The sequence below is a fragment of the Oryzophilus luti genome, assembly GCF_059726245.1.
On record NZ_AP040874.1, the window covers coordinates 3,116,474 to 3,135,897 of the forward strand.

18 protein-coding genes are annotated in these 19,424 nt (G+C 63.0%); 5 read left to right on the forward strand and 13 right to left on the reverse strand.

The window, feature by feature from the left end; genetic code table 11:
* Window positions 1-15: 15 nt before the first annotated feature.
* The 8 genes from AC6IZO_RS13205 to AC6IZO_RS13240 form a co-directional block, all read right to left on the reverse strand.
* Entirely contained in the window at window positions 16-1,395 is a 1,380-nt protein-coding gene (locus AC6IZO_RS13205) for a DUF58 domain-containing protein (protein WP_497805362.1), read from the reverse strand.
* The gene (locus AC6IZO_RS13210; protein WP_497805364.1) at window positions 1,392-2,336 is read right to left on the reverse strand and encodes an AAA family ATPase; all 945 of its coding nucleotides are present in this window, start codon (window positions 2,334-2,336) and stop codon (window positions 1,392-1,394) included. Before AC6IZO_RS13210 ends, AC6IZO_RS13205 begins: the two co-directional genes overlap by 4 nt.
* Window positions 2,323-3,522: a DUF4350 domain-containing protein gene (locus tag AC6IZO_RS13215; protein ID WP_497805366.1), complete on the reverse strand. Its 1,200-nt coding sequence runs from the start codon at window positions 3,520-3,522 to the stop codon at window positions 2,323-2,325. The genes AC6IZO_RS13210 and AC6IZO_RS13215 overlap by 14 nt, the downstream gene beginning before the upstream one ends.
* On the reverse strand, window positions 3,513-4,532 hold the full coding sequence (locus AC6IZO_RS13220) for a DUF4129 domain-containing protein (RefSeq protein WP_497805368.1): 1,020 nt from the start codon (window positions 4,530-4,532) through the stop codon (window positions 3,513-3,515). The genes AC6IZO_RS13215 and AC6IZO_RS13220 overlap by 10 nt, the downstream gene beginning before the upstream one ends.
* Window positions 4,529-5,569, reverse strand: coding sequence for a hypothetical protein (locus tag AC6IZO_RS13225; RefSeq protein WP_497805370.1), 1,041 nt, complete (start codon window positions 5,567-5,569; stop codon window positions 4,529-4,531). Before AC6IZO_RS13225 ends, AC6IZO_RS13220 begins: the two co-directional genes overlap by 4 nt.
* A 240-nt stretch (window positions 5,570-5,809) precedes the next feature.
* A complete protein-coding gene (gene hslU, locus AC6IZO_RS13230; protein ID WP_497805372.1) occupies window positions 5,810-7,258 on the reverse strand; it encodes an ATP-dependent protease ATPase subunit HslU in 1,449 nt (482 codons plus the stop codon).
* Between the two features lie 33 nt (window positions 7,259-7,291).
* Window positions 7,292-7,873: an ATP-dependent protease subunit HslV gene (hslV, locus tag AC6IZO_RS13235; RefSeq protein WP_497805374.1), complete on the reverse strand. Its 582-nt coding sequence runs from the start codon at window positions 7,871-7,873 to the stop codon at window positions 7,292-7,294.
* Between the two features lie 136 nt (window positions 7,874-8,009).
* A complete protein-coding gene (locus AC6IZO_RS13240) occupies window positions 8,010-8,423 on the reverse strand; it encodes a CBS domain-containing protein (RefSeq protein ID WP_497805376.1) in 414 nt (137 codons plus the stop codon).
* A 231-nt stretch (window positions 8,424-8,654) separates the two neighbouring features.
* On the opposite strand from AC6IZO_RS13240, the gene AC6IZO_RS13245 reads away from it, so the two are divergent.
* Both AC6IZO_RS13245 and AC6IZO_RS13250 read left to right on the forward strand, forming a co-directional pair.
* Window positions 8,655-9,620, forward strand: a complete 966-nt coding sequence (locus AC6IZO_RS13245; protein WP_497805378.1) for an ABC transporter ATP-binding protein — start codon at window positions 8,655-8,657, stop codon at window positions 9,618-9,620.
* Between the two features lie 142 nt (window positions 9,621-9,762).
* The gene (locus tag AC6IZO_RS13250) at window positions 9,763-11,706 is read left to right on the forward strand and encodes a putative Ig domain-containing protein (protein WP_497805380.1); all 1,944 of its coding nucleotides are present in this window, start codon (window positions 9,763-9,765) and stop codon (window positions 11,704-11,706) included.
* Between the two features lie 25 nt (window positions 11,707-11,731).
* Here the strand turns inward: AC6IZO_RS13250 and AC6IZO_RS13255 are convergent, their stop codons facing one another.
* Window positions 11,732-12,424, reverse strand: coding sequence for a M15 family metallopeptidase (locus AC6IZO_RS13255; protein WP_497805382.1), 693 nt, complete (start codon window positions 12,422-12,424; stop codon window positions 11,732-11,734).
* Between the two features lie 169 nt (window positions 12,425-12,593).
* Here AC6IZO_RS13255 and larE point away from each other — a divergent pair, with 169 nt between their 5' ends.
* From larE to AC6IZO_RS13270, 3 genes are all read left to right on the forward strand, one after another.
* On the forward strand, window positions 12,594-13,481 hold the full coding sequence (gene larE / locus AC6IZO_RS13260; protein WP_497805384.1) for an ATP-dependent sacrificial sulfur transferase LarE: 888 nt from the start codon (window positions 12,594-12,596) through the stop codon (window positions 13,479-13,481).
* Between the two features lie 170 nt (window positions 13,482-13,651).
* Complete coding sequence (locus AC6IZO_RS13265; RefSeq protein WP_497805386.1) at window positions 13,652-14,557, forward strand: DsbA family protein; 906 nt, start codon at window positions 13,652-13,654, stop codon at window positions 14,555-14,557.
* A 13-nt stretch (window positions 14,558-14,570) separates the two neighbouring features.
* Window positions 14,571-15,662 carry a SurA N-terminal domain-containing protein gene (locus tag AC6IZO_RS13270; RefSeq protein WP_497805388.1) on the forward strand — a complete coding sequence of 364 codons (1,092 nt, stop codon included), beginning with the start codon at window positions 14,571-14,573 and terminating at the stop codon, window positions 15,660-15,662.
* Window positions 15,663-15,747: 85 nt separating this feature from the next.
* Here AC6IZO_RS13270 and AC6IZO_RS13275 read toward each other — a convergent pair whose 3' ends face one another.
* The 4 genes from AC6IZO_RS13275 to AC6IZO_RS13290 form a co-directional block, all read right to left on the reverse strand.
* Window positions 15,748-16,251: an acyl-CoA carboxylase biotin carboxyl carrier protein subunit gene (locus AC6IZO_RS13275; protein ID WP_497805390.1), complete on the reverse strand. Its 504-nt coding sequence runs from the start codon at window positions 16,249-16,251 to the stop codon at window positions 15,748-15,750.
* On the reverse strand, window positions 16,248-17,798 hold the full coding sequence (gene accC / locus AC6IZO_RS13280; protein WP_497805392.1) for an acetyl-CoA carboxylase biotin carboxylase subunit: 1,551 nt from the start codon (window positions 17,796-17,798) through the stop codon (window positions 16,248-16,250). Before accC ends, AC6IZO_RS13275 begins: the two co-directional genes overlap by 4 nt.
* Before the next feature lie 211 nt (window positions 17,799-18,009).
* Complete coding sequence (locus tag AC6IZO_RS13285) at window positions 18,010-18,825, reverse strand: tetratricopeptide repeat protein (protein ID WP_497805394.1); 816 nt, start codon at window positions 18,823-18,825, stop codon at window positions 18,010-18,012.
* Window positions 18,826-18,990: 165 nt separating this feature from the next.
* Window positions 18,991-19,419 carry an ExbD/TolR family protein gene (locus AC6IZO_RS13290; RefSeq protein WP_497805396.1) on the reverse strand — a complete coding sequence of 143 codons (429 nt, stop codon included), beginning with the start codon at window positions 19,417-19,419 and terminating at the stop codon, window positions 18,991-18,993.
* Window positions 19,420-19,424: the final 5 nt, after the last annotated feature.

A 19,424-nucleotide genomic window follows, 5' to 3' on the forward strand; every position in this document is an offset into this window, starting at 1 on the left:
CGACGATAACGGCGTCTAAATCAGGTTCTTCTCTTTCACCTGCAGATACTGGTTCAGCACGGCGGTGGTGAGGTGGCCGGGCAGGCTCTCAATAGCGAGCGCACCGCGTTCGCGGAGACGCCCCAGCAGCATTTCGCGGCGCGTCACCAACTCCTGGGCGGCGGCCACTTCATACATCTGCTCCACGCTCGCAGGCAGTTCCGCCGCTTTACGCCGCAGTTCCGGCTGCGCCACCATCACAAAGGCCAGCAGATGGCGCGCGGTCAACTGATTGGCGGCTTCAATCACCTCGGGATTCATCGCGGTCTCGGCCAGGTCGGTAATCCACACCACCAGGCCGCGATGCTTCTGCATGCTGAGAAGCGTGGAGGAGGCGCGCACATGGTCGGCCTCGGGAGCCTCTTCGCGGAGTTGCGCCAGCGTCTCCAGCACCTGCCGCAGATGCGCCGGGCCGCGTCCGGGCAGCAGCCGGTGCGTGATGTTGCGCCCGTAAGCCAGCAGCCCAAAGCGGTCGCCGGAATAAAGTGCAAGCTGCGACAGACAAAGCGCGGCGTCCACCGCGCGGTCCAGCTTGCTGAAGCCTTCGGTACGCGTGCGCATCAGGCGGCCGCAATCGAGCACCGCCCACACGGCCTGGCTGCGCTCCACCTGCCAGGTGCGGCTCACCAGCTTGCCGCGCCGGGCGGTCGCCGTCCAGCAGATGGCGCGCGCCTCGTCGGTCTCGCGGTAGTCGCGCAGGCTCTCGAACTCGCTGCCCTGCCCGCGCAGGCGCGTCATGCGCATCTGCAACTCAATTTGGCGGCTGCGCCCCAGGTAGAGCGAGTGCTCGCGCGCGTGTTCAAAGTTCGGATAAATGCGCACCGGCTGACGTAACTCCACCACAGCCCAGCGCTCAGCCAATCCAAGCATGCTGCGGTAGCGCAGATAGACGCCGCCGCATTCATGGTCGCCGCGCTCGCGCGGGGTGAAGTCGTACTCGGCGGAATGGGTGTCGCCCGCCGCAATCGTCATCTCCATGCTCGCCAGTTCGTCAACCAACGCCGGAGGCTGATGATCGGCGGCGGCCACCCAGAGCGCGTGACGGCTTGCGTTGCGGACCTGCAACCGCATGCGGTTCTTCACGCCCAGGCTCAGCGGATCGCAGATGCTGCGCGTGACCGAGAGCGCCTCCGCCGCAGGCAGGGTGAGCCAATCAATGAACCATGCAGCCGCCAGCAGCCCATCCCAGGCCAGAATGCCATACAGGTAATGCCGATCCCACAGCGCAGGGATAATCCACGCCAGCCCCACAAACCACAGCACAAGCAGGCGCGGGCCAAGTCCTTCGCTCAGGCCACGCTGACGCGCAGCCGTGCCGGAGACCGGCGGCGGCGCGAGTGGCTGCAGCAGGCTCACCGGGGAACCTCGACGGCGGCAATGATGTCGGTGACCACGCGATCGGCGTCGAGGCCTTCCAACTCAGCCTCCGGGCGCAGCACCATGCGATGGCGGAGCGTCGGCAGCGCTGCTGCTTTCACGTCATCCGGCACAACGTAGTCGCGCCCTTCCAGCGCCGCCACCGCCTTGGAGACCAGCATGAGGCTGATGGCCGCGCGCGGACTGGCGCCCAGCGAAACCGCCGGCCACGCACGCGTGCGCCGCACCAGTTCCGTAATGTAGCGCAGCAGCGATTGCTCCACACGCACCGAGCGCAACTGCGCCCGCGCCGCCGCCAGCACCTCGGCCGCAATCGGCTCCAGCACAGCTTCCGAGCCCGTTGCAGGCGCATCCGACTGGTGCGCCTCCAGCACCTTGATCTCTTCCTCTGCCGAAGGGTAGCCAATCTTGATCTTCAGCAGGAAGCGGTCAAGCTGCGCCTCCGGCAACGGGTAGGTCCCCTCGAACTCCACGGGGTTCTGCGTGGCCAGCACGGTAAAGAACGGCGAGAGCGTGTGGCGCACACCGTCAATGGTTACCTGCCGCTCCTCCATCGACTCCAGCAGCGAGGCCTGCGTGCGGGGTGGCATACGGTTCACCTCGTCCACCAGTAGCAGGTCGGTGAACATAGGCCCCTTGTGCAAAGTGAAGGTGCCGCTCTGCAGGTTGAGCACGTTGGTCCCGAGCAGGTCGGCCGGCATCAGATCACTGGTGCACTGCACGCGCTGAAAGTTGACCTGCAGAATGCGCGCCAGCGACTTGACGGCCAGCGTCTTGCCCAGGCCGGGCACGCCTTCCACCAGCGCGTGGCCGCCGCAGACAAGCGCAATCAACACGCCGTCAACCAGCTCCGGCTGGCCAACAATGACCTTCGCCATCTCGCGGCGCCCGTGGGTAATGAGAGTCTCAATCGCGTCCATTGTTCGTTCCGCTTCCGCCATACAGTTTGTGCTCCGCTTCCAGAATTGCCAGAACCTTGTTGATGCTGCGCGCGTGGAAGATCGCAGTCTGGTCCTTGAGATCGGGGTCGGACATGGCAGCCTCGGCCTCGCGAAGGTTGCGCGCCAGTTCCTCTGTCAGCCTCCAGTTGCGCTCGGCCATGCGCGTGATGATGGCGTCGGCCGTGGCCTCCGGTGGCAGAGAGAGACGCCGCGTGGCCACCACGCGCAGCCGCGCGAAGGCAATCTCCAGCGCTGCCTGCCGCGCGTCCGCCTTGTGAAAGACCTCACCCATGGTCTGCACAAATTCCAGCGGCGAAAGGCGCGACGGGCGCTGCAACGGTACAACCGGCCCGCTACGCCGCGAGTAGGCGAAGACGAGCGCCGCGGCCAGCGCCAGAATCTGCCAGCGCGCCCAGCGGAATGCCTCGCGATAGCTCTGGTCTCCGCTCTGCCGTTCATGTAGCTGATGCGAATACTCATCCCACAGGATGCGCCGGCTGCCTTCCACCGAGGCAAACAGCAATTCCGCATTGTGCTCGTCGCGCAGCCCGGTATTGGTGAGCGGCAGCGAATCCGCCCACCAGATGACTTCGCCTTTTCCGAGCGCATAGCTGACCACAACCGGGTTGCCTCCCGTGTCGCGATAGTGCACCACGGCATTACGTGCGTGCGGACGCCAGCGCTGTGCGCCCTCCATAGTGATAAGCCCCGAGCGCGTCAGGCGGGTGGGCGCCGCCGGGCGGCAGACTTCGTGCCCCACGCGCAGGCGCGTTGTTGCATCCGAACTATCGGGCAGGCCAAAGTCGGCGAGTCCATCGCCGGTCACGAGCACATGCCCACCGCGGCTCACGAACTGGCGCACGCGCGGCAGGTCCTCCGGCGCAGGTCCGGAACTGGGATCGGCAAGAATCAGCGTGACGCCTTCGGCCTCCTGCGGAAGCTCCTTCGTCGAGCGCTCCCAGCGCTCCACCGGGTAGCCCGACTGCAACAGCAGCAGATAAGCCACCTTGCCGCCATACTTCTGCGTGTTGTAGCTGGAAGGCTCGCCATTGCCCTGCTGGTTCTGGCTGGTCAGCACGGCGAGCGTTACCGCCAGCGCCAGCACCAGCACCCCGGCCGCGACTGGCGCGCGCCACGCGCGGAAAGTCTGCGAATCTAGCGGCATCCCATCTTCTCCAAGTCGGCAAGGATGGCCGCATAGTCTTCTCCGCTGGCCGCGCGCCCGCCGTACCAGGCACGCTCAAAACGCCGCACCGCCGAGGCAAACGGCTCGCGCGCCGCGTTGCCGCCGGGCACCGCGCGCAGGTATTCGCGGGGCGTGCGCGCACGGTCCGGACGCCACATGCCCTCCGACTCCAGGCGGCTGACCCCGGCCCAGAAAGCCAAGTGCATGGCCTCACGCCAACGCTGATTTCCAGCTTCGCTCTCGGCCTCGTTCAGCCACAGGCGCCAACTCTTGTCGCCCGGGGCGAAGGGCACAATCTCGCGCGGCACTTCAAGCTCCGCCTGCCGCGCACGGCGGAAGATCCACACGCCCGCAATGGCGCAGGCAATGGCAATCATGACCCAGGCAAAGATCGGCCCGGAGAGGTCCGCTTCGCCGATATTCGGGCTAAGTTTGTCCAGTTTCTCGCGCAGCCAGTTAAGGACGCGCTGCCAGAATGTCTCAAGCGGCGACGCCCCGCGCAGGCCGCGAAATTCGCGGGCAGCAAGAATGCTGGCGATCTTCTGGCGCGAATCGGCAGGAAAACCCGCCGCCTGCGGATAGCGCACGGCCTCATCATGCAGGGCGCTGAGCTGCGTCTTCAGACTGGCGAGGATTGCGGGCTTCGCTTTCGGCTCCGCCTTGAGAAAGGCATCCACACCTTCGCGAACCCAGTCGGCGGAGGTTTTCATCTCGCCCGCGCCGCTTCGGATGACCCAGTTCTTTGGCAGGCTGGCAATGAGAGCGGGGCCGTCCTGCGGACGCTCCCCGAGGGTCGCCACGCGCGCGCGCACCGCGAGCAACTCGGCCGCGAACTGCTCCACACTCATCGGCACGCTGTCCGGCGCGGAGGTTCGCACCACCACTACCCCGTCCCGCTCACGCGGCAGGCCGGGCCTGTTTGGCGGCTGCGCCCACAGCGCGGAGGCCAGCAACAGCGCCAGCGCCGCAGTGTGCAGGCGGAACCTCATTCGGGCTTCACCGGGGAAATGCCGCCATCAGGCGGCATCATTCCGGTGGAATTCACGGCGGACGCGATGGGTGCGAAGGTCGTGCCCAGCGGGACAGGCTCCGAGGCGACCGCAGGCTGCGGCACCGGCTCCAGCATCTCCATCATCAATTGCAGGTCGTAGGCTTCCTTGCGAACGCGCTCATCGTAATAGACCAGTGCCATGCCAAGCGTCATGGGCGGCGTAGCCACACAGCCGCCGACAAAGGCAAACAGGTCGACGATGACAAAACGAAGCACCTGGGCGTGGGCACCAAGCACCGAGCCGATGGCCCCGCTCAACCCGCCGCCGATGGCGCTGGCGATGGCGCTCATCACCCAAGCAAGAACGACACAGACGCTATACACCGAGAGGATGCGCGAGCGGCTGCCCTTGGCCAGAAACACGCTGCGTTTCAACGCCTGCTTCACCGGAAGATCTTCGACAATGCAGGCCGGCACCGCCAGCGAGTAACGCACAAAGAGCGTGACGCTGAGCAGCGCTGCCGCGACCACCGCAACCAGCAGCACAATCACACCAAGAATGCGCCCACCCAGACCGCCTTTCTCCCCAGCCGCGATGGCGAGCGCACCGATTGCCCCGCCAACCCCGAGCAGAAGGATGGCTCCGCCAACGACGCGAAGGAAGATCGCCCAGAACAAACGCAGGATGCGCCAATAACGTCCCTGAAGTGCGGCGTAGGCTTCACGGAACGAACAAGTGCGCCCCAGGTAGACCGCGGCCACCGCCTTCAACGTGGCGGCATTGGCAATTGCGCCCAGCGCGCTGATAAAGAACAATGCCAGGTAGAAGACGGCGATGTAGGCATATAGCTTCCCAAAGTCGCGGGAGTTTGTCGCCGGAGCCAGAGAAGACGACTGGATGATGATGCGGAAGACCAGCCAGGCCGCGGGAACCGGCGTGGCGATGGTGACAAAGAGTTTGAAATTGCGGCGATAAAGCGCAAAGGTGCGGTCGAGCAGTTCACCCGTGGAGAGAGGCCGTAGTGGTTCCGTCATTTCGACTCCCGTTCGCTTGTTGGGGGAGACAACGACTCGAAACGCCGGCGGCGGAGCAAATCCGCCTTCTGCCCAAGCAGCACAAACTCGCCTGCGGCGCTTCCAAGCTTGTGACTATAGCATGCGATTTTCGCAGCGCGAATGAATTCCGGCACACGCGGACTCGAAAGGGCTGCGTCTTCCGCAAAAGCAAAAGGCCGCTCATAAGAGCGGCCTTCAAAACTGAAGCAGCCGTGCGCGCTACAGGATGTAGCGCGACAGGTCCTGGTCCTTGACGATATCGGCCAGCGCCTTGCGCACGTATTCAGCGTCAACCTTCACGTCCTTGTCCTTGATCTCCGGCGCCGTAAAGCTGATCTCGTCGAGCACGCGCTCCATGATGGTGTGCAAGCGGCGGGCGCCAATGTTCTCCGTACCCTCGTTGACGCGGGCGGCGAAGCCGGCAATCTCCTCCAGCGCGTCGCGCGTGAACTCCAGCTTGATTCCCTCGGTGCCGAGCAGCTCGGTGTACTGCTTCACCAGCGACGACTTCGGCTCCGTCAGGATCTTGATGAAGTCTTCCACCGTCAGCGACTTCAGCTCCACGCGGATGGGGAAGCGGCCCTGCAACTCCGGAATCAGATCGCTCGGCTTGGAGACATGGAACGCTCCGGCGGCGATGAACAGGATGTGGTCCGTGCGCAGCATGCCGTAGCGCGTGTTGATCGTGGTGCCTTCGACGATGGGCAGAATGTCGCGCTGCACGCCTTCGCGTGATACGTCCGGCCCGTGGCCGCCCTCGCGCCCGGCGATCTTATCGATCTCGTCGAGGAATATGATGCCGCTCTGCTCCACGCGCTCCAAGGCCGTGCGCGTCACCTGGTCCATATCGATCAGGCGCGCTTCCTCTTCCTGAATCAGGTATTCGAGCGCCTCGCTGACCTTCATCTTCCGCTTCTTGGTGCGCTGGCCGAAGAGGTTGGGCAGCATGTCCTTGATGTTGACGCCCATCTCCTCCACGCCCTGGTTGGAGATAATCTCGAACGACGGCACGTTGCGGTCGGCCAGTTCGATTTCGACGATGCGGTCATCGAGCTTGCCTTCGCGCAGTTGCTGGCGAAGCTTTTCGCGGGTGCGCGAATTGCTGTCGCTCGGAGCCGGTGTGATCGCCGGCGGAGGCGTGAAGCCCAACGGCTGCCCCTGGCCGTCAGCGGCCGGAGCCGCGGCCGGTGTGGGCGCGGGCTGCGGAGAGGCGGGCAGCAGAAGGTCGAGCAGACGCTCCTCGGCGTTCATCTCGGCCTTGTCTTCCACGTCCTCAAGCTTCTCTTCGCGCACCATATCGATGGCGATTTCGATCAGGTCGCGGATCATCGATTCGACGTCGCGGCCCACATAGCCGACCTCGGTGAACTTGCTGGCTTCCACTTTCAGGAAGGGCGAATTCGCCAGCTTGGCCAGGCGGCGTGCGATCTCGGTTTTGCCCACGCCGGTGGGGCCGATCATGATGATGTTCTTCGGCATGATCTCTTCCGCCATCTCGGGCGAAAGCTTCTGCCGACGCATGCGGTTGCGCAGCGCAATGGCCACGGCGCGCTTGGCTTCGTGCTGACCCACAACGTACTTGTCCAGCTCGGTAACGATCTCGCGCGGCGTCAGCTCATCCAGCGTGATCGCGTCTTCTTCGAGCGTTTGGGGAAGGTAAATAGCCACTTGTAACTCCAAAAGGGTGCGACGGGCGCCCTGCTACAGTTCTTCGACGGTGAACTGGTCGTTGGTATAGATGCAGGTGCGCGCAGCAATGTGCATGGCTTCATCGGCAATCTGCCGGGCCGCAAGCTGCGTATGGTTCATCAAGGCCTCGGCGGCGCACAGTGCAAACGGGCCGCCGCTGCCGATGGCGGCAATGCCGTTATCCGGCTCAATCACGTCGCCAGTGCCACTCAGCAGGAAGGTCTGTTCCTTGTCGGCCACTAGCAGCAGGGCTTCCAACTGCCGCAGAGACTTCTCGGTGCGCCAGTCCTTGGCCAGCTCGACGGCGGCGCGGCCCAGGTTGCCATGGAACTGCTCCAGCTTGGCCTCAAAGCGCGTGAACAGCGCAAAGGCGTCGGCGGTGGAGCCGGCAAAGCCTGCCAGCACCTTCTCTTGGTACAGGCGTCGGATCTTGCGCGCCGTGTGCTTCATGACGTGGTCGCCCATCGTCACCTGGCCGTCGGCCATCATCACAACGTGGCCGTCCCGGCGGACGCACAGGACCGTGGTGGAGCGTATGCGCTGCGAGGTTTCCGAATTCGCGGATTGCGTGCGTACAGCTAGTGTTTTCGACATGTCTAGAACTCTCATTATATCAGCCGAAAACCGCGCCGAATGCGAACGCCCCGCGGCGCGCCGGATACCGCGTTGGCGGGAACGGCTTGCTGCGGGGCGTACAGAGCTTGCATCGGGTGGCGCGGCCCGGTTGTTCTCAGGCGCGGATGGACTCCTCCAGTTGGCGGGTCAGCTCATCCACACGGCGCTCCAGAACGTGGCGGATGCTGAGGATGCCGATCAACCGGCCGTCCTCCTCCACCACTGGAAGGTGGCGGCGCTTGTGTTCAATCATCACCTGCAGGGCCTCGGCAATGCCGGTCTGGCGCGTGGCCATCAGCACTGGCGTGGTCATCACGTCGCGGACGGCGACCTGCTTCGGGTCAAGCCCTTTGGCCGCAAGGCGGCGCATCACGTCGCGCTCGGTAAAAATGCCGGCCACCACGTTGTTTTCGTCCACGATGGCGGCGGCGCCCATGCGCCGTTCCAGCATCGCGTCAATCGCTTCGGCGGCCGTCGCGGTCAAGGAGACCGCCGCCGGGTCCGCCACACAATAATCCATAATGCTCATAACGAAGTAAGACTCCAGTGCGCGATAAAAATAAGAACGAAAAGATTACTCCAACACCCTCTGTTTGACTAGACGCCACAGGGCCGGAAAAGTTCCTTAAAGTTCGGAAAAGATGCACTTACAGAATGCAGACTGCGTCAACAGTGCTTGAACTTCCCGCATCGCCTGCTGATGTGGGAAGTTGGCGAAAGCGGCGAACAACCAACGCCATAGTGCGATAGCATCCTGTGTATGGCGCTGCTTGAGGTACGCAACCTGAACGTGAGCTTTCCCACGCCGCGCGGCCGCGCGCTGGCCGTGCGCGAGACCAGCTTCGCGCTCGATGAGGGCGAGGTGCTCGGGCTGGTGGGGGAATCCGGCTCAGGCAAGAGCGTGACCTCGCTGGCTGTGATGGGGTTGCTGGCTCCGCAGGCCGAGGTGCAGGGCGAAGTGCTGTTTGCAGGGCGCGACCTGCTCACCGCCAGCCCCGAAGAATTGCGGCAGTTCCGAGGGGCAAAGCTTTCCATGATCTTTCAGGAGCCGATGACCGCCTTGAACCCGGTGATGCGCGTGGGCGACCAGGTGGCCGAGGCCGTGCGCGCTCATGGCGGCGTCAGCCGCAAGGACGCCTGGCAGCGCGCCGTCGAGGCCCTCAACGACGTTGCCATTCCTGACGCCGAGCACCGCGCCCGCGACTATCCGCACCAGTTCTCCGGCGGCCAGCGCCAGCGCATCATGATCGCCATGGCCATCGTCAACCGGCCGGCGCTGCTTATTGCCGACGAGCCCACCACGGCGCTCGACGTGACCGTGCAGGCGCAGATTCTGGATTTGCTGAACGATCTTCGCCACCGCTTCGGGCTGGCCATGCTCTTTATCTCGCATGACCTCGCCGTGGTCAGCCAGGTAAGCGACCGTACGGCCGTGATGTACGCGGGCAGCATTGTGGAATGCGGCCCGGCGCGCGAGCTGTTCACCCGCCCCGCGCATCCGTACACACGCGGCCTGCTGCACTCGGTCCCCAGCCTCGCAAGCAACCGCCAGCAGCCGCTTCGGACCATTGAAGGCTCGGTTCCTGCGGCCACGGCACTGCCCTGCGGCTGCACGTTTGCGCCACGCTGCGAACATCACATCGACGCCTGTGACGCCGCGCTGCCTCCGCTCGCGGAAGTCTCCCCCGCGCACTTTGCCCGCTGCCCGGTGGCAAACCAGAAGTAAGAGCAGCACCCGAAGATTTCATTCAAAATGCAGCGGACTTCTGCCGCCCCGGTGGTAGGGTGTTGGTGGCTTTTTATACCTGATCGGGCGGGCATCAATGAAAACTGGGTTTCGGGCTGGGTTGCTGGTTGTTGCGTGCATCATGCTGTTGATTTGTTGCGGATGCGGCGGATCTTCTTCGTCGGCACCTGCTTCTCCTGTATTTGCGCTCTCATCACCCGGCACAGCGAGCGAGGGCGTGCAGTTCACGTACACGCTTACGGCGACCACGCGGGACGGCAGCAGCATCAGCTTCACGCTGCTCTCCGCGCCGGCTGGAGCCACCCTCTCCGGCTCAACCATCACCTGGACACCGACCCACGATCAGGCGCGCCAGGCAAACAACTTTACGGTGCAGGCACAGACCAGCAGAGGCGGCAGCGCCACCGCCTCGTTCAGCATTACGCCAGCGGGAACCGTGCGCGGCACGGCCATCGTCTCCTACTGGAGCGGCGGCAGCAGCGTGCAGGTGCCACTGGATTTCTCCGCAGCCAGCACGGTGGTGCAGGCGCAGGTACCGGATGGCAATGGCAACTACATCACTTGCGCCGGGCAGGGTGCCGCAGACGGCAGCTTCAGCATCCCCAACGTTCCCGCCGGCTACTTCTGGCTGCAGGCACCGGCCAGCATACTTTTCTGGACCAACAGCAGCGATGTTGATCTTGGCCTCGACCTCAGCGGACACCCGAGCAGCGAGCTGGTGATTAATTCCAGCATCACCGGCAACTTTGACCTCACAGGGCTTGATCCCTGGCTCAATCTCAGCTACCCACCCTCCTCTTCCAGCAGCTACTACAGCACCCTGCAGGGAGTATCGCCCGAGAGCACGGCACGAATCGGCATCACAACCAATGCCGGCCCCATCATCTCCGGTGCCACGCCCCCCATCACCGCCGGTTCGACGGCATTCAGCGGACAACTCCCCGTCGCGCTGGGGTATTTTCCCGTCGAGGCAGCCGCGGGAGACACCAGTTACATCCTGCAATCCAATTCTTACTACAGCGGCAATTGGCTGACCGGACGGGCCGTGAAGTCGCTTGGCCCTCTGCCACTCACGCTCGACGCGAGCACTTCCACGGTCGGCATCAGCGGTGATTTTTCCGCCACCACCGCAGGCACCGCTCGCTTCAACATCAAAAGCGCGGGCTTCGTGAACTCCATTGCTGGAACCAATCCGGCTGCGAGCTCCGGGGTGATCAGTGAATTCGGCGCCATGGCTGTGGCGCCCTACACGGCTGACCGCTATGCGCCGTCGCGCGTTTTCCTAGCGCTGCTGCCGACCAGCATCGGCGCCAGCAACGCGGGAGTGGTACTCGCGCACCTCACTTCCACCCAGCAGGTTGCCGATTACGACTCCGGCGATATACCTTTCATCAACCCGTTCCCCTCGCCCTCGCAGGTTTTCTACGAAGCCGACCAGATTTCCAGCGTCCTCATTTATCAGTCTGGAAATTCGGAATGGATGGAGATCGGCACGTCCGGATACATGACAACGACAGCCCCGGGCGCGGCCAATCCGCTTGACCTGCCCATGGGCAACGTTCAGAGCCCCCAGATCAACGGCTCCAGCCTGTTCACGGCCAGCAGCATCCAGCAGCCGGTTCAACTCAGTTGGAGCGCACCCGCAGGGATTGCACCCAGCGGTTACAAGGTGCAGATTTTTCAGTACTCCATTGCAACCTGTAACGGGAATTCGACTTGCCTCGGCGCCGGCTCGGTAACGCAGTTATTCACCAGCGCAAAATCCCTCACCATCCCCACCGCAATCCTGCAAGACGGCTATTACTACGTCTTTCGCATCCAGGCTATTGCCGATGCTTCCGCCGACTTTGTGAAGGCACCGCGGCGCGGCTCGCTGAACCGCGCTTACTCCGACGTTATCTCCAACATGATCACGATCGGCGCCTCGGCTTCGGCGACTTCGCCCGTACCTGCCGTAGCGCAGAACACGGGCGTCCACACGCTCTACGTGCACGACGGCAGCGGCACGGTGCGCAAGCTCTGCCCATCGGAGAATGAGACGGCCTGGAGCGAATGTACGCGGTAGCATTCAGGCCTGCCGGTCGTCCGGCTTATAGCTTCTCGAACGGAATGTTGCTGATCGGGTACTTGCGCCAGTCCTTGTAGTCGAAGTGCCACCACTCGGAGTTGTAGACGGCGAAGCCTTCGGCCTCCATCGCGTGGCGCAGCCGCTCGCGGTTGGCGCGCTCTTCTGCGGTGCCGCCCGCATAGTTCGGGTAGGCGCGCTCGCTCATCTCGTCATAGCCGCTTGGCATGGGCACGGGCTGCCCGGTCTTCAGGTCGTAGAGCGTCAGGTCGACGGCGCAGCCACGGTTGTGCCGCGAGCCCCTCGCCGGATCGGCCACAAAGTCGTGCAGCGAGGCTGGCGTCGCCTCCCAGAGGATGCGCGTGACGTACCACGGGCGGTAGCCGTCAAAGATGAGCAGCCCCACGCCATGCGCGCGCAGCTTGCGGCTCACTCGTGCGAGGGCCTCCGCCGCCGGACGCTGCAGAAACGCCCGCGCCTGCGTATAGAGCGGCGTGCCGAGGAAGTTGTTCGTGCTGGCGTAATGAATGTCGAGCCGGATGGCCGGGTCGAGTTTGGTCAGCTCCACCAGTTCGGGCCGATGGAACGCGCCGTCTTCATGCGGTGGCGTGGCCTTCAGCGCCTCCGCGCGCAGCTCCGCAATCGGACGCAGCGGCGTGACCTTGAACGTCTGCTCCGCCACCTGCGCCCACGAGGGAATGAGGGCCAGTGCGAACACTCCGAAGGAGACAATCGATAAGCGCCGAAGACTCTGTCTGCAATGTTTCAAGCCACTCTCTTTTCCTGGCGGGATTTGTAGAAGTATCTTAGACGCGCGGGAAGGAATATGGCTTCTGCAAATCACGCCAAAACCTGCGAAAACAGCCGCTCTCCGCTACACTAGAAGCATGCAGTCTGAAGCCAGCAACGCAGTTACCAGCACCGTTTCCGCCGCAACTTCCCCCGAGGAATTGCACGCCAAGCGCGAGGCTCTCTATGCTCGCCTGCGCGAGCTTGGGCCGCTGCTGGTGGCTTACTCCGGCGGCGTCGACTCCGCCTACCTGGCGTGGGCCGCGCACCATGTGCTGGGCGAAAAGATGCTGGCCGTGATGGCCGATTCGCCCTCGCTGGCCCGCGCGCAGATGAATGACGCGCTCGCCTTCGCCCGCGAGCAGGGCTTCCCCGTCGAGGTCATACAGACCGAGGAGTTGGCCAACGCCGACTATCAGCGCAACGACTCCATGCGCTGCTTCCACTGCAAGGACGAGTTGTTCACCGTGATGGAGCGCTTCTGCACCGCACGCGGCTACACGCAGGTTGCCTACGGCGTGAATTTTGACGATCAGGGCGACTTCCGCCCCGGCCAGAAAGCGGCGCGCCAGCACGGCGTGGCCGCGCCGCTGCTCGACTGCGGCCTCACCAAGGCCGACATCCGTGCGCTGGCCCACGAGGCCGGTCTGCGTGTGTGGGACAAGCCCGCTTCGGCCTGCCTCTCCTCGCGCATCGAATACGGCCGCCCGGTCACCCGCGAGGCGCTGCTGCAGGTGGAACAGGCCGAGGATCATCTCCGCGCGCTTGGCTTCCGGCAGTTCCGCGTGCGCCACCACGGAGAAATGGCCCGCATTGAGATCGCCCGCGAGGAGCTGGCAAAGGCAATGACGCCCGAAATGTTCGCGGCCTTCAGTGCTCGCTTCCACGAACTGGGCTTCAAGTTTGTAGCGCTCGACGTGGACGGCTTCCGTTCCGGCTCCATGAACAGCCTGCTGCCCGCCGAGCTGCTCACCCGCCGTCCGTAACACTGCCATCCCTCTGGCGGCCAGTGTTTATGCGGGTTCCACAACCACGGAAACGCCTGTGCTTGCGTCTGGCCGCATGAGATAATCAGGTGTTTGCTATGTCGTCCGTGAAAGGCGTGTGCCGTCACCCCATGTTGAATTTCAAATTCTGCCGTCTTCTTGGTGTCTGTGTGTTACTGCTCGGCTGCGTGGCCGTTGCGCAGGAGTCTGCGCCCTCGGACCTGAACCGCCGCATTGAGCGCCAGGTGCGCGCCACGTATACGATTCCGGCTTATGTGAATTTGGCCGTCAGCTCCCGCAAGCCGAGCGCTGATTTCCCCGGCTACGATGAGATCACCGTAACGATGAGCCTGGGCGAGAAGACCAACACGCACCAGTTCCTCATCTCCAAGGACAACAAGACGCTGGTCTCCACGACGAAGATGGACCTCAGCTCCGACCCGTACACGGAGACCATGTCGAAGATCGACATTGCCGGACGCCCCATGCGCGGTGCCAAGGACGCCAAGGTCACCGTCGTTGTTTATGACGACTTCCAGTGCCCGTACTGCTCCAAGATGCACAACGAGCTGTTCAAGGACGTGATGAAGATCTACGGCGACAAGGTGAAGGTCTACTACAAGGACTTCCCGCTGTTTGAGATTCATCCCTGGGCCGGACACGCCGCCAACAATTCCAACTGCCTGAATGTGCAGAGCGTTGGTGCCTACTGGGACTACGCCGACTATGTTCATGACAATGGCCGCAGCATCAGCGGCAACCAGCGTCCGGTCGAAGGCCAGATTGCCGAGCTTGACCGCGTGACCACCGACATCGGCAAGCGCCATGCCCTCGATCTGGCAAAGCTCGCCGATTGCCTGAAGACGCAGCCGCACGATGCCGTGGACGCCAGCGTGAAGGAAGCCGAGGCGCTTGGCATCACCGGAACACCCGCGATCTTTGTGAACGGTGAGAAGCTTGAAGGCTACGTTCCGGCCAAGGAATTCCGCCAGGTGTTGAACAAGGCGCTGCGCGATGCCGGCGTGACGCCGCCGGTTGTGCTCGAATCGCCTGCTGTACCAAGCCCCGTAAAGTGAGATGATAGAAACCATGAGCAATCGCACTTCTAACGAAGGATTCAGGAACCAACTCTCGCGCTGGGTGGGCCCGAAGCAGGCTACCGTCGTGGTGCTTGCGCTCGCGCTGGGGCTCGGGCTGGGTTGCAATCGCAAGGGTGCCGGCGATGACGTGCTGGCCAAGGTCAACGGACACAAGATCTCCCGCTCCGAGGTTGAGAAGTACTATCGCAACCAGACCGAGGGCGCCAACCAGACGCCGAGCGAGGAGCAGGCCGACAGTCTGCGCCTCAGCATCCTCAAGGAACTCATCGACAACGAGATCCTGATGCAGCGCGCCGAGAAGCTCGGCCTGCTGGCCACCGACGAGGAAGTCGACAGCAAGCTCAATGAAATCCGCGCGCCCTTCACCAAGGAAGAATTCGACAAGCGCCTGAAGGAGCGCAATATCACCATCGACGACTTCAAGCGCGACCTGCGCCGCTCCATCACCGTCGACAAGGTGCTGAACAAGGAGATCACCTCGAAGATCAACATCTCCGACGCCGACATCTCCGGCTACTACAACCAGCACAAGGCCGAGTTCAACCTGATTGAGCCGCAGTACCATCTGGCGCAGATCGTGGTGACCACGCAGCCGAACCCGCAGGTGCGCAACCTGAAGAATGACAAGGCGCAGAGCGACGCCGACGCCAAGAAGAAGGTGCAGCAGATCATGCAGCGGCTGGAGAACGGCGAGGACTTCGCCACCGTCGCCATGAACTACAGCGAAGACCCGAACACGGCGCCCTCCGGCGGCGACCTCGGCATGATCCCTGAGTCGGCCTTCCGCGACAACAAGCAGGCGGCCGAGGCCATCGGCAAGCTCAAGCGCGACCAGTTCACCGCGCCGATGATCGACATGGATAGCGGCAAAGCCTTCGCCTACCGCATCATCAAGCTGATCTCGAAGGAGCCCTCCGGACAGCGCGACCTGAACGACCCGCGCGTGCAGCAGGCCATCCGCGAACAGCTCCGCGAGCGCCGCGAGCAGTTGCTCAAGAGCGCCTACTACGAGTCGCTGCGCAACAGCGCCAAGGTCGAGAACTACCTTGCCGACCAGATTCTGAAAGGCGCCGGCAAGTAGTTCGCGATCATCGCTGCAATGTAAAAGCCCCGCTCGCGAGCGGGGCTTTTTGTTGCTGAAGATTGTTGGCTGAAAACTGCGTTCCTTATTCGACCACTGCCAGCGTTTCTCCGGCGTTGACCGTAGCGCCTTCCTTCACCGTCAGCTTGCGCACGGTGCCCTTCTTCGGCGACTTGATTTCATTCTGCATCTTCATCGCCTCCACCACGATCACGCCCGCACCCGCCTCTACTTCCGCGCCTTCGGCAGCCATAATGCGCACTACTTTGCCGGACATGGGCGCGGTGATCTTTGCCGGGCCGGCCGTACCCGCGGCTGCCGCCTTGCGGCTGCGCAGTGAGCGCGGATCGCGAACCTCGGCACCAAAGCGCTCCGAGCCGAGGATCATGTGCATCTCGCCCGCCAGAGAATACTCGCGCTTGATCTCGTAATGCCGATGGCCTTCCACCACGCTGAGCACGTCGCGCGCGGTCACAGCCACGTCCAGCACATGGCTCTCCTCATCCACCTTGCACTTCCAGATCGCGCCATCCTGCTCCAGCTCGACCTTGTGCACCACCCCGTCGATCAGAACCTCGTACTTGTTCATTTGCCTACCGCCTCCTCACGCGCCGCGCGCTTCCATGCGTTGGTGTGGGACGAGCCGTTGTTCACCGGAATGGCGGCCTTGGGAGGCTCGGCAATGGCGCCGCTCGATTGCGGCTTGAGCGGTGGCGGCAACGCCTGGGAGAAGATGGCTGCGGCAATGGCCGCAATCGGAGTACGGCGCACCGTGCGTTCATCGGTCGCGCGGTGCTGCGTCAGCAAACGGTCGAGAAAACCTGTGTCCAGCTCCGCCCGTTGGAATTCCGGGCTGAGAAGGATGCGGCGGAAGAGCGACGCGTTGGTCTTGATGCCGCCGATGAAGTATTCCACCAGTGCGCGGCGCAGGCGGTTGATCGCCTGCTGGCGCGTCTCGCCGTAGCCGATCAGCTTTGCCAGCAGCGGGTCGTATTCCATCGGAACAATCCAGCCTTCATACATGCCGCTGTCGCGCCGCACGCCTGGGCCAGAAGGCGAAATCAGGCGCGTGATGCGCCCTGGCGACGGGAAGAAATTGTTGTCCGGGTCCTCGGCGTAGATGCGGCATTCGATGGCGTGTCCGCGGATCGTAACGTCTTCCTGCTTGATCGGCAGTGGCTCGCCGGCGGCGACGCGAATCTGCATCTGCACCAAATCAAGCCCGGTGATGAACTCCGTCACAGGATGTTCCACCTGCAGGCGCGTGTTCATCTCAAGGAAGTAGAAGTTCTTCTGCTGGTCGACAAGGAACTCGACCGTACCGGCGTTGCAGTAATTGGCTGCCTTGCCCACCTGCACTGCCACCTCGCCCATCCGGCGGCGCATGTCGGGGTCAACGATGGGCGAAGGCGCTTCCTCCATAACCTTCTGATGACGGCGCTGAATGGAGCACTCGCGCTCGCCCAGGTAGACGACGTTGCCGAAGCTGTCACCGAAGATCTGCATCTCCACGTGGCGTGGATTGACGATGAACTTCTCGATGTACACTTCGCTATCGCCGAAGGAGCGTTCCGCCTCGCTGCGTGCAGCCTCGAAGCCAGAGCGCAGTTCCTCAGGGCTGTGGACGAGGCGCATCCCCTTACCGCCGCCACCGGCGGCGGCCTTCAGCATCACCGGATAGCCGATCTGCTCGGCAATCTCCAGCCCCTGCTCCACGCTCTCCAAGCCCTTTTCCGTACCCGGCACAAACGGTACGCCAGCCTTCTTCATGTTCTGGCGGGCCTTGGTCTTGGAGCCCATCATCTCCATCGACTCCGGTGCCGGTCCGATGAATACGATGCCAGCCTCTCGGCAGGCGCGGGCAAACTTGGCGTTTTCCGAGAGGAAGCCGTACCCGGGATGGATGGCCTCGGCTCCGGTTTCCTTCGCCGCCTTCAGAATCTTGGGAATATTCAGGTATGACTCGCTGGCCTGCGCCGGCCCAAGGTGCACCGCATAGTCGGCCTTGCGGACGTGCAGCGCCCGCCGGTCCACGTCGGAATAGACCGCCACCGACTCGATATCCATTTCACGGCAGGCGCGCAGAACGCGCACTGCGATTTCGCCGCGGTTTGCTATCAAAATGCGTTTGAACATGATCCTGTTTCCGGTGGGAAACCCCTGACCCCTTTTTGAGATATAGCGCAGCATCGTATCAGGTTACGAGCCGCGCTCCAAGGATTCTCAAGATCACGAGGCCGGAATTTTCTTACCGATTTTCAGGGGAAGCATGAGGGAGGTTGGCTGCGGCGGAAATAACAAAGGCCTCTCGCGAGGAGAGGCCTTTGCAATGTTGCAGAAACGTCGGTTACTTGTTCTCGTCCATCACGACGCCACCGGCTTTCTGGGCGGCCTTGTCGGCCTTGGCCTTTTTGGTGGCCATGGTCTTGTCGACCCAGTCGTCGGCGGTCTTCAGGTCGGCCGTGCGGGCAGCCGCGTCGTCGCACTCATAGTCGGCGCGCTCGCGGTACATGAGGTTCATGTACGCCATGGCATCGTCGTAATCCGGACGCAGCTGCAATGCCTTGTCCAGCATCTTGATGCCTTCTTCAACGGCTTCCTGATTCTTGCCCTTGATCTCGTCGCAGACTTTCTTGTCCTTGAGCGAATCCAGCGGCTTCATGCCCAGCTTGGCGCGCGCTTCCATGCGCGGACCGTAGGCACGGGTCCAATCGATGAAGGCGATGGAGTAATACAACTCGGGATCGTTCGGATCGGCCGCGATGCCCTTGTTGTAGTAATCCTTGGCTTCGTCCCACTTCTTCATCTGCAGGTAGAGCGAAGCGACGCCCTTGATCGAGTTGACGTTCTTCGGGTCGTTCTCAAGAACCTTCTTGAACTCTTCGATGGCAGAGTTGGCGAGGCGCAGGTTGTCCGAAGTATCAGATCCCGGAACATACTGCGTGGCGTAAGCGGTCGCCAGGTAGAGGCGGGCGTTCACCAGCGACGGATCCAGTTCCACTGCCTTCTGGAAGTGGTTGATCGCGTCCTCGTATTTGTTGTTCTTGTAAGATTGCACGCCCTTGTTGAGTTGGTCACGCGCTTTCAGCTTCGTGCAGCCAGCAGCCGAGAGCATCGCGACAAGCACTGCCAGGCCCACCAGCACGCGTACGATTCTGTTCATGGATGTCACCTTCCGTTGCAACGGTGTGCCCGTGTCGGGCGACTTCGATGGCCGTATCCTCTCCGGCGTCTCTTCCGGAAGCCGGCCCATTTGCGCACCGGGATAAGGTTGAGCGGGAGCGCGCTCGCCGCACGCTCCCACATCAGCTCACGGTGGTGTTGCGAACTACTGGCCTGCTTCGATGCGGGCCGTGATCAATCCGACCTTGTCCACGCCGGCGGCGTGCACCTTGTCGATGACCTGCGCAACCTCTTCAAAGTTCAGCTCCGGATCACCCTTCACGAACGCAACCTTTTCGGCGCGCGTCTTGAAGATGTCGGCCAACTGCCCTTGCAGGTTGTCCCAGGTCACATCGTCCTGGTTGATTTTCAGCGAGGGATGGTCTCCACCGCCACGCATCACCTGAACGACGATTGTGCGATCGTTCGAGGGGGTGCTTTGCTGAGGCTTGTCCTTCGGGGGCTGGGGCACGAGTGCGTCCAGGCCCTTCGGGGTCAGCGGCGTGATCACCATGAAGATGATCAGCAGCACCAGCAGAACGTCGATCAGCGGCGTGACGTTGATGTTTGCGCCGCCTCCCGTTGACATTCCCATAGTGA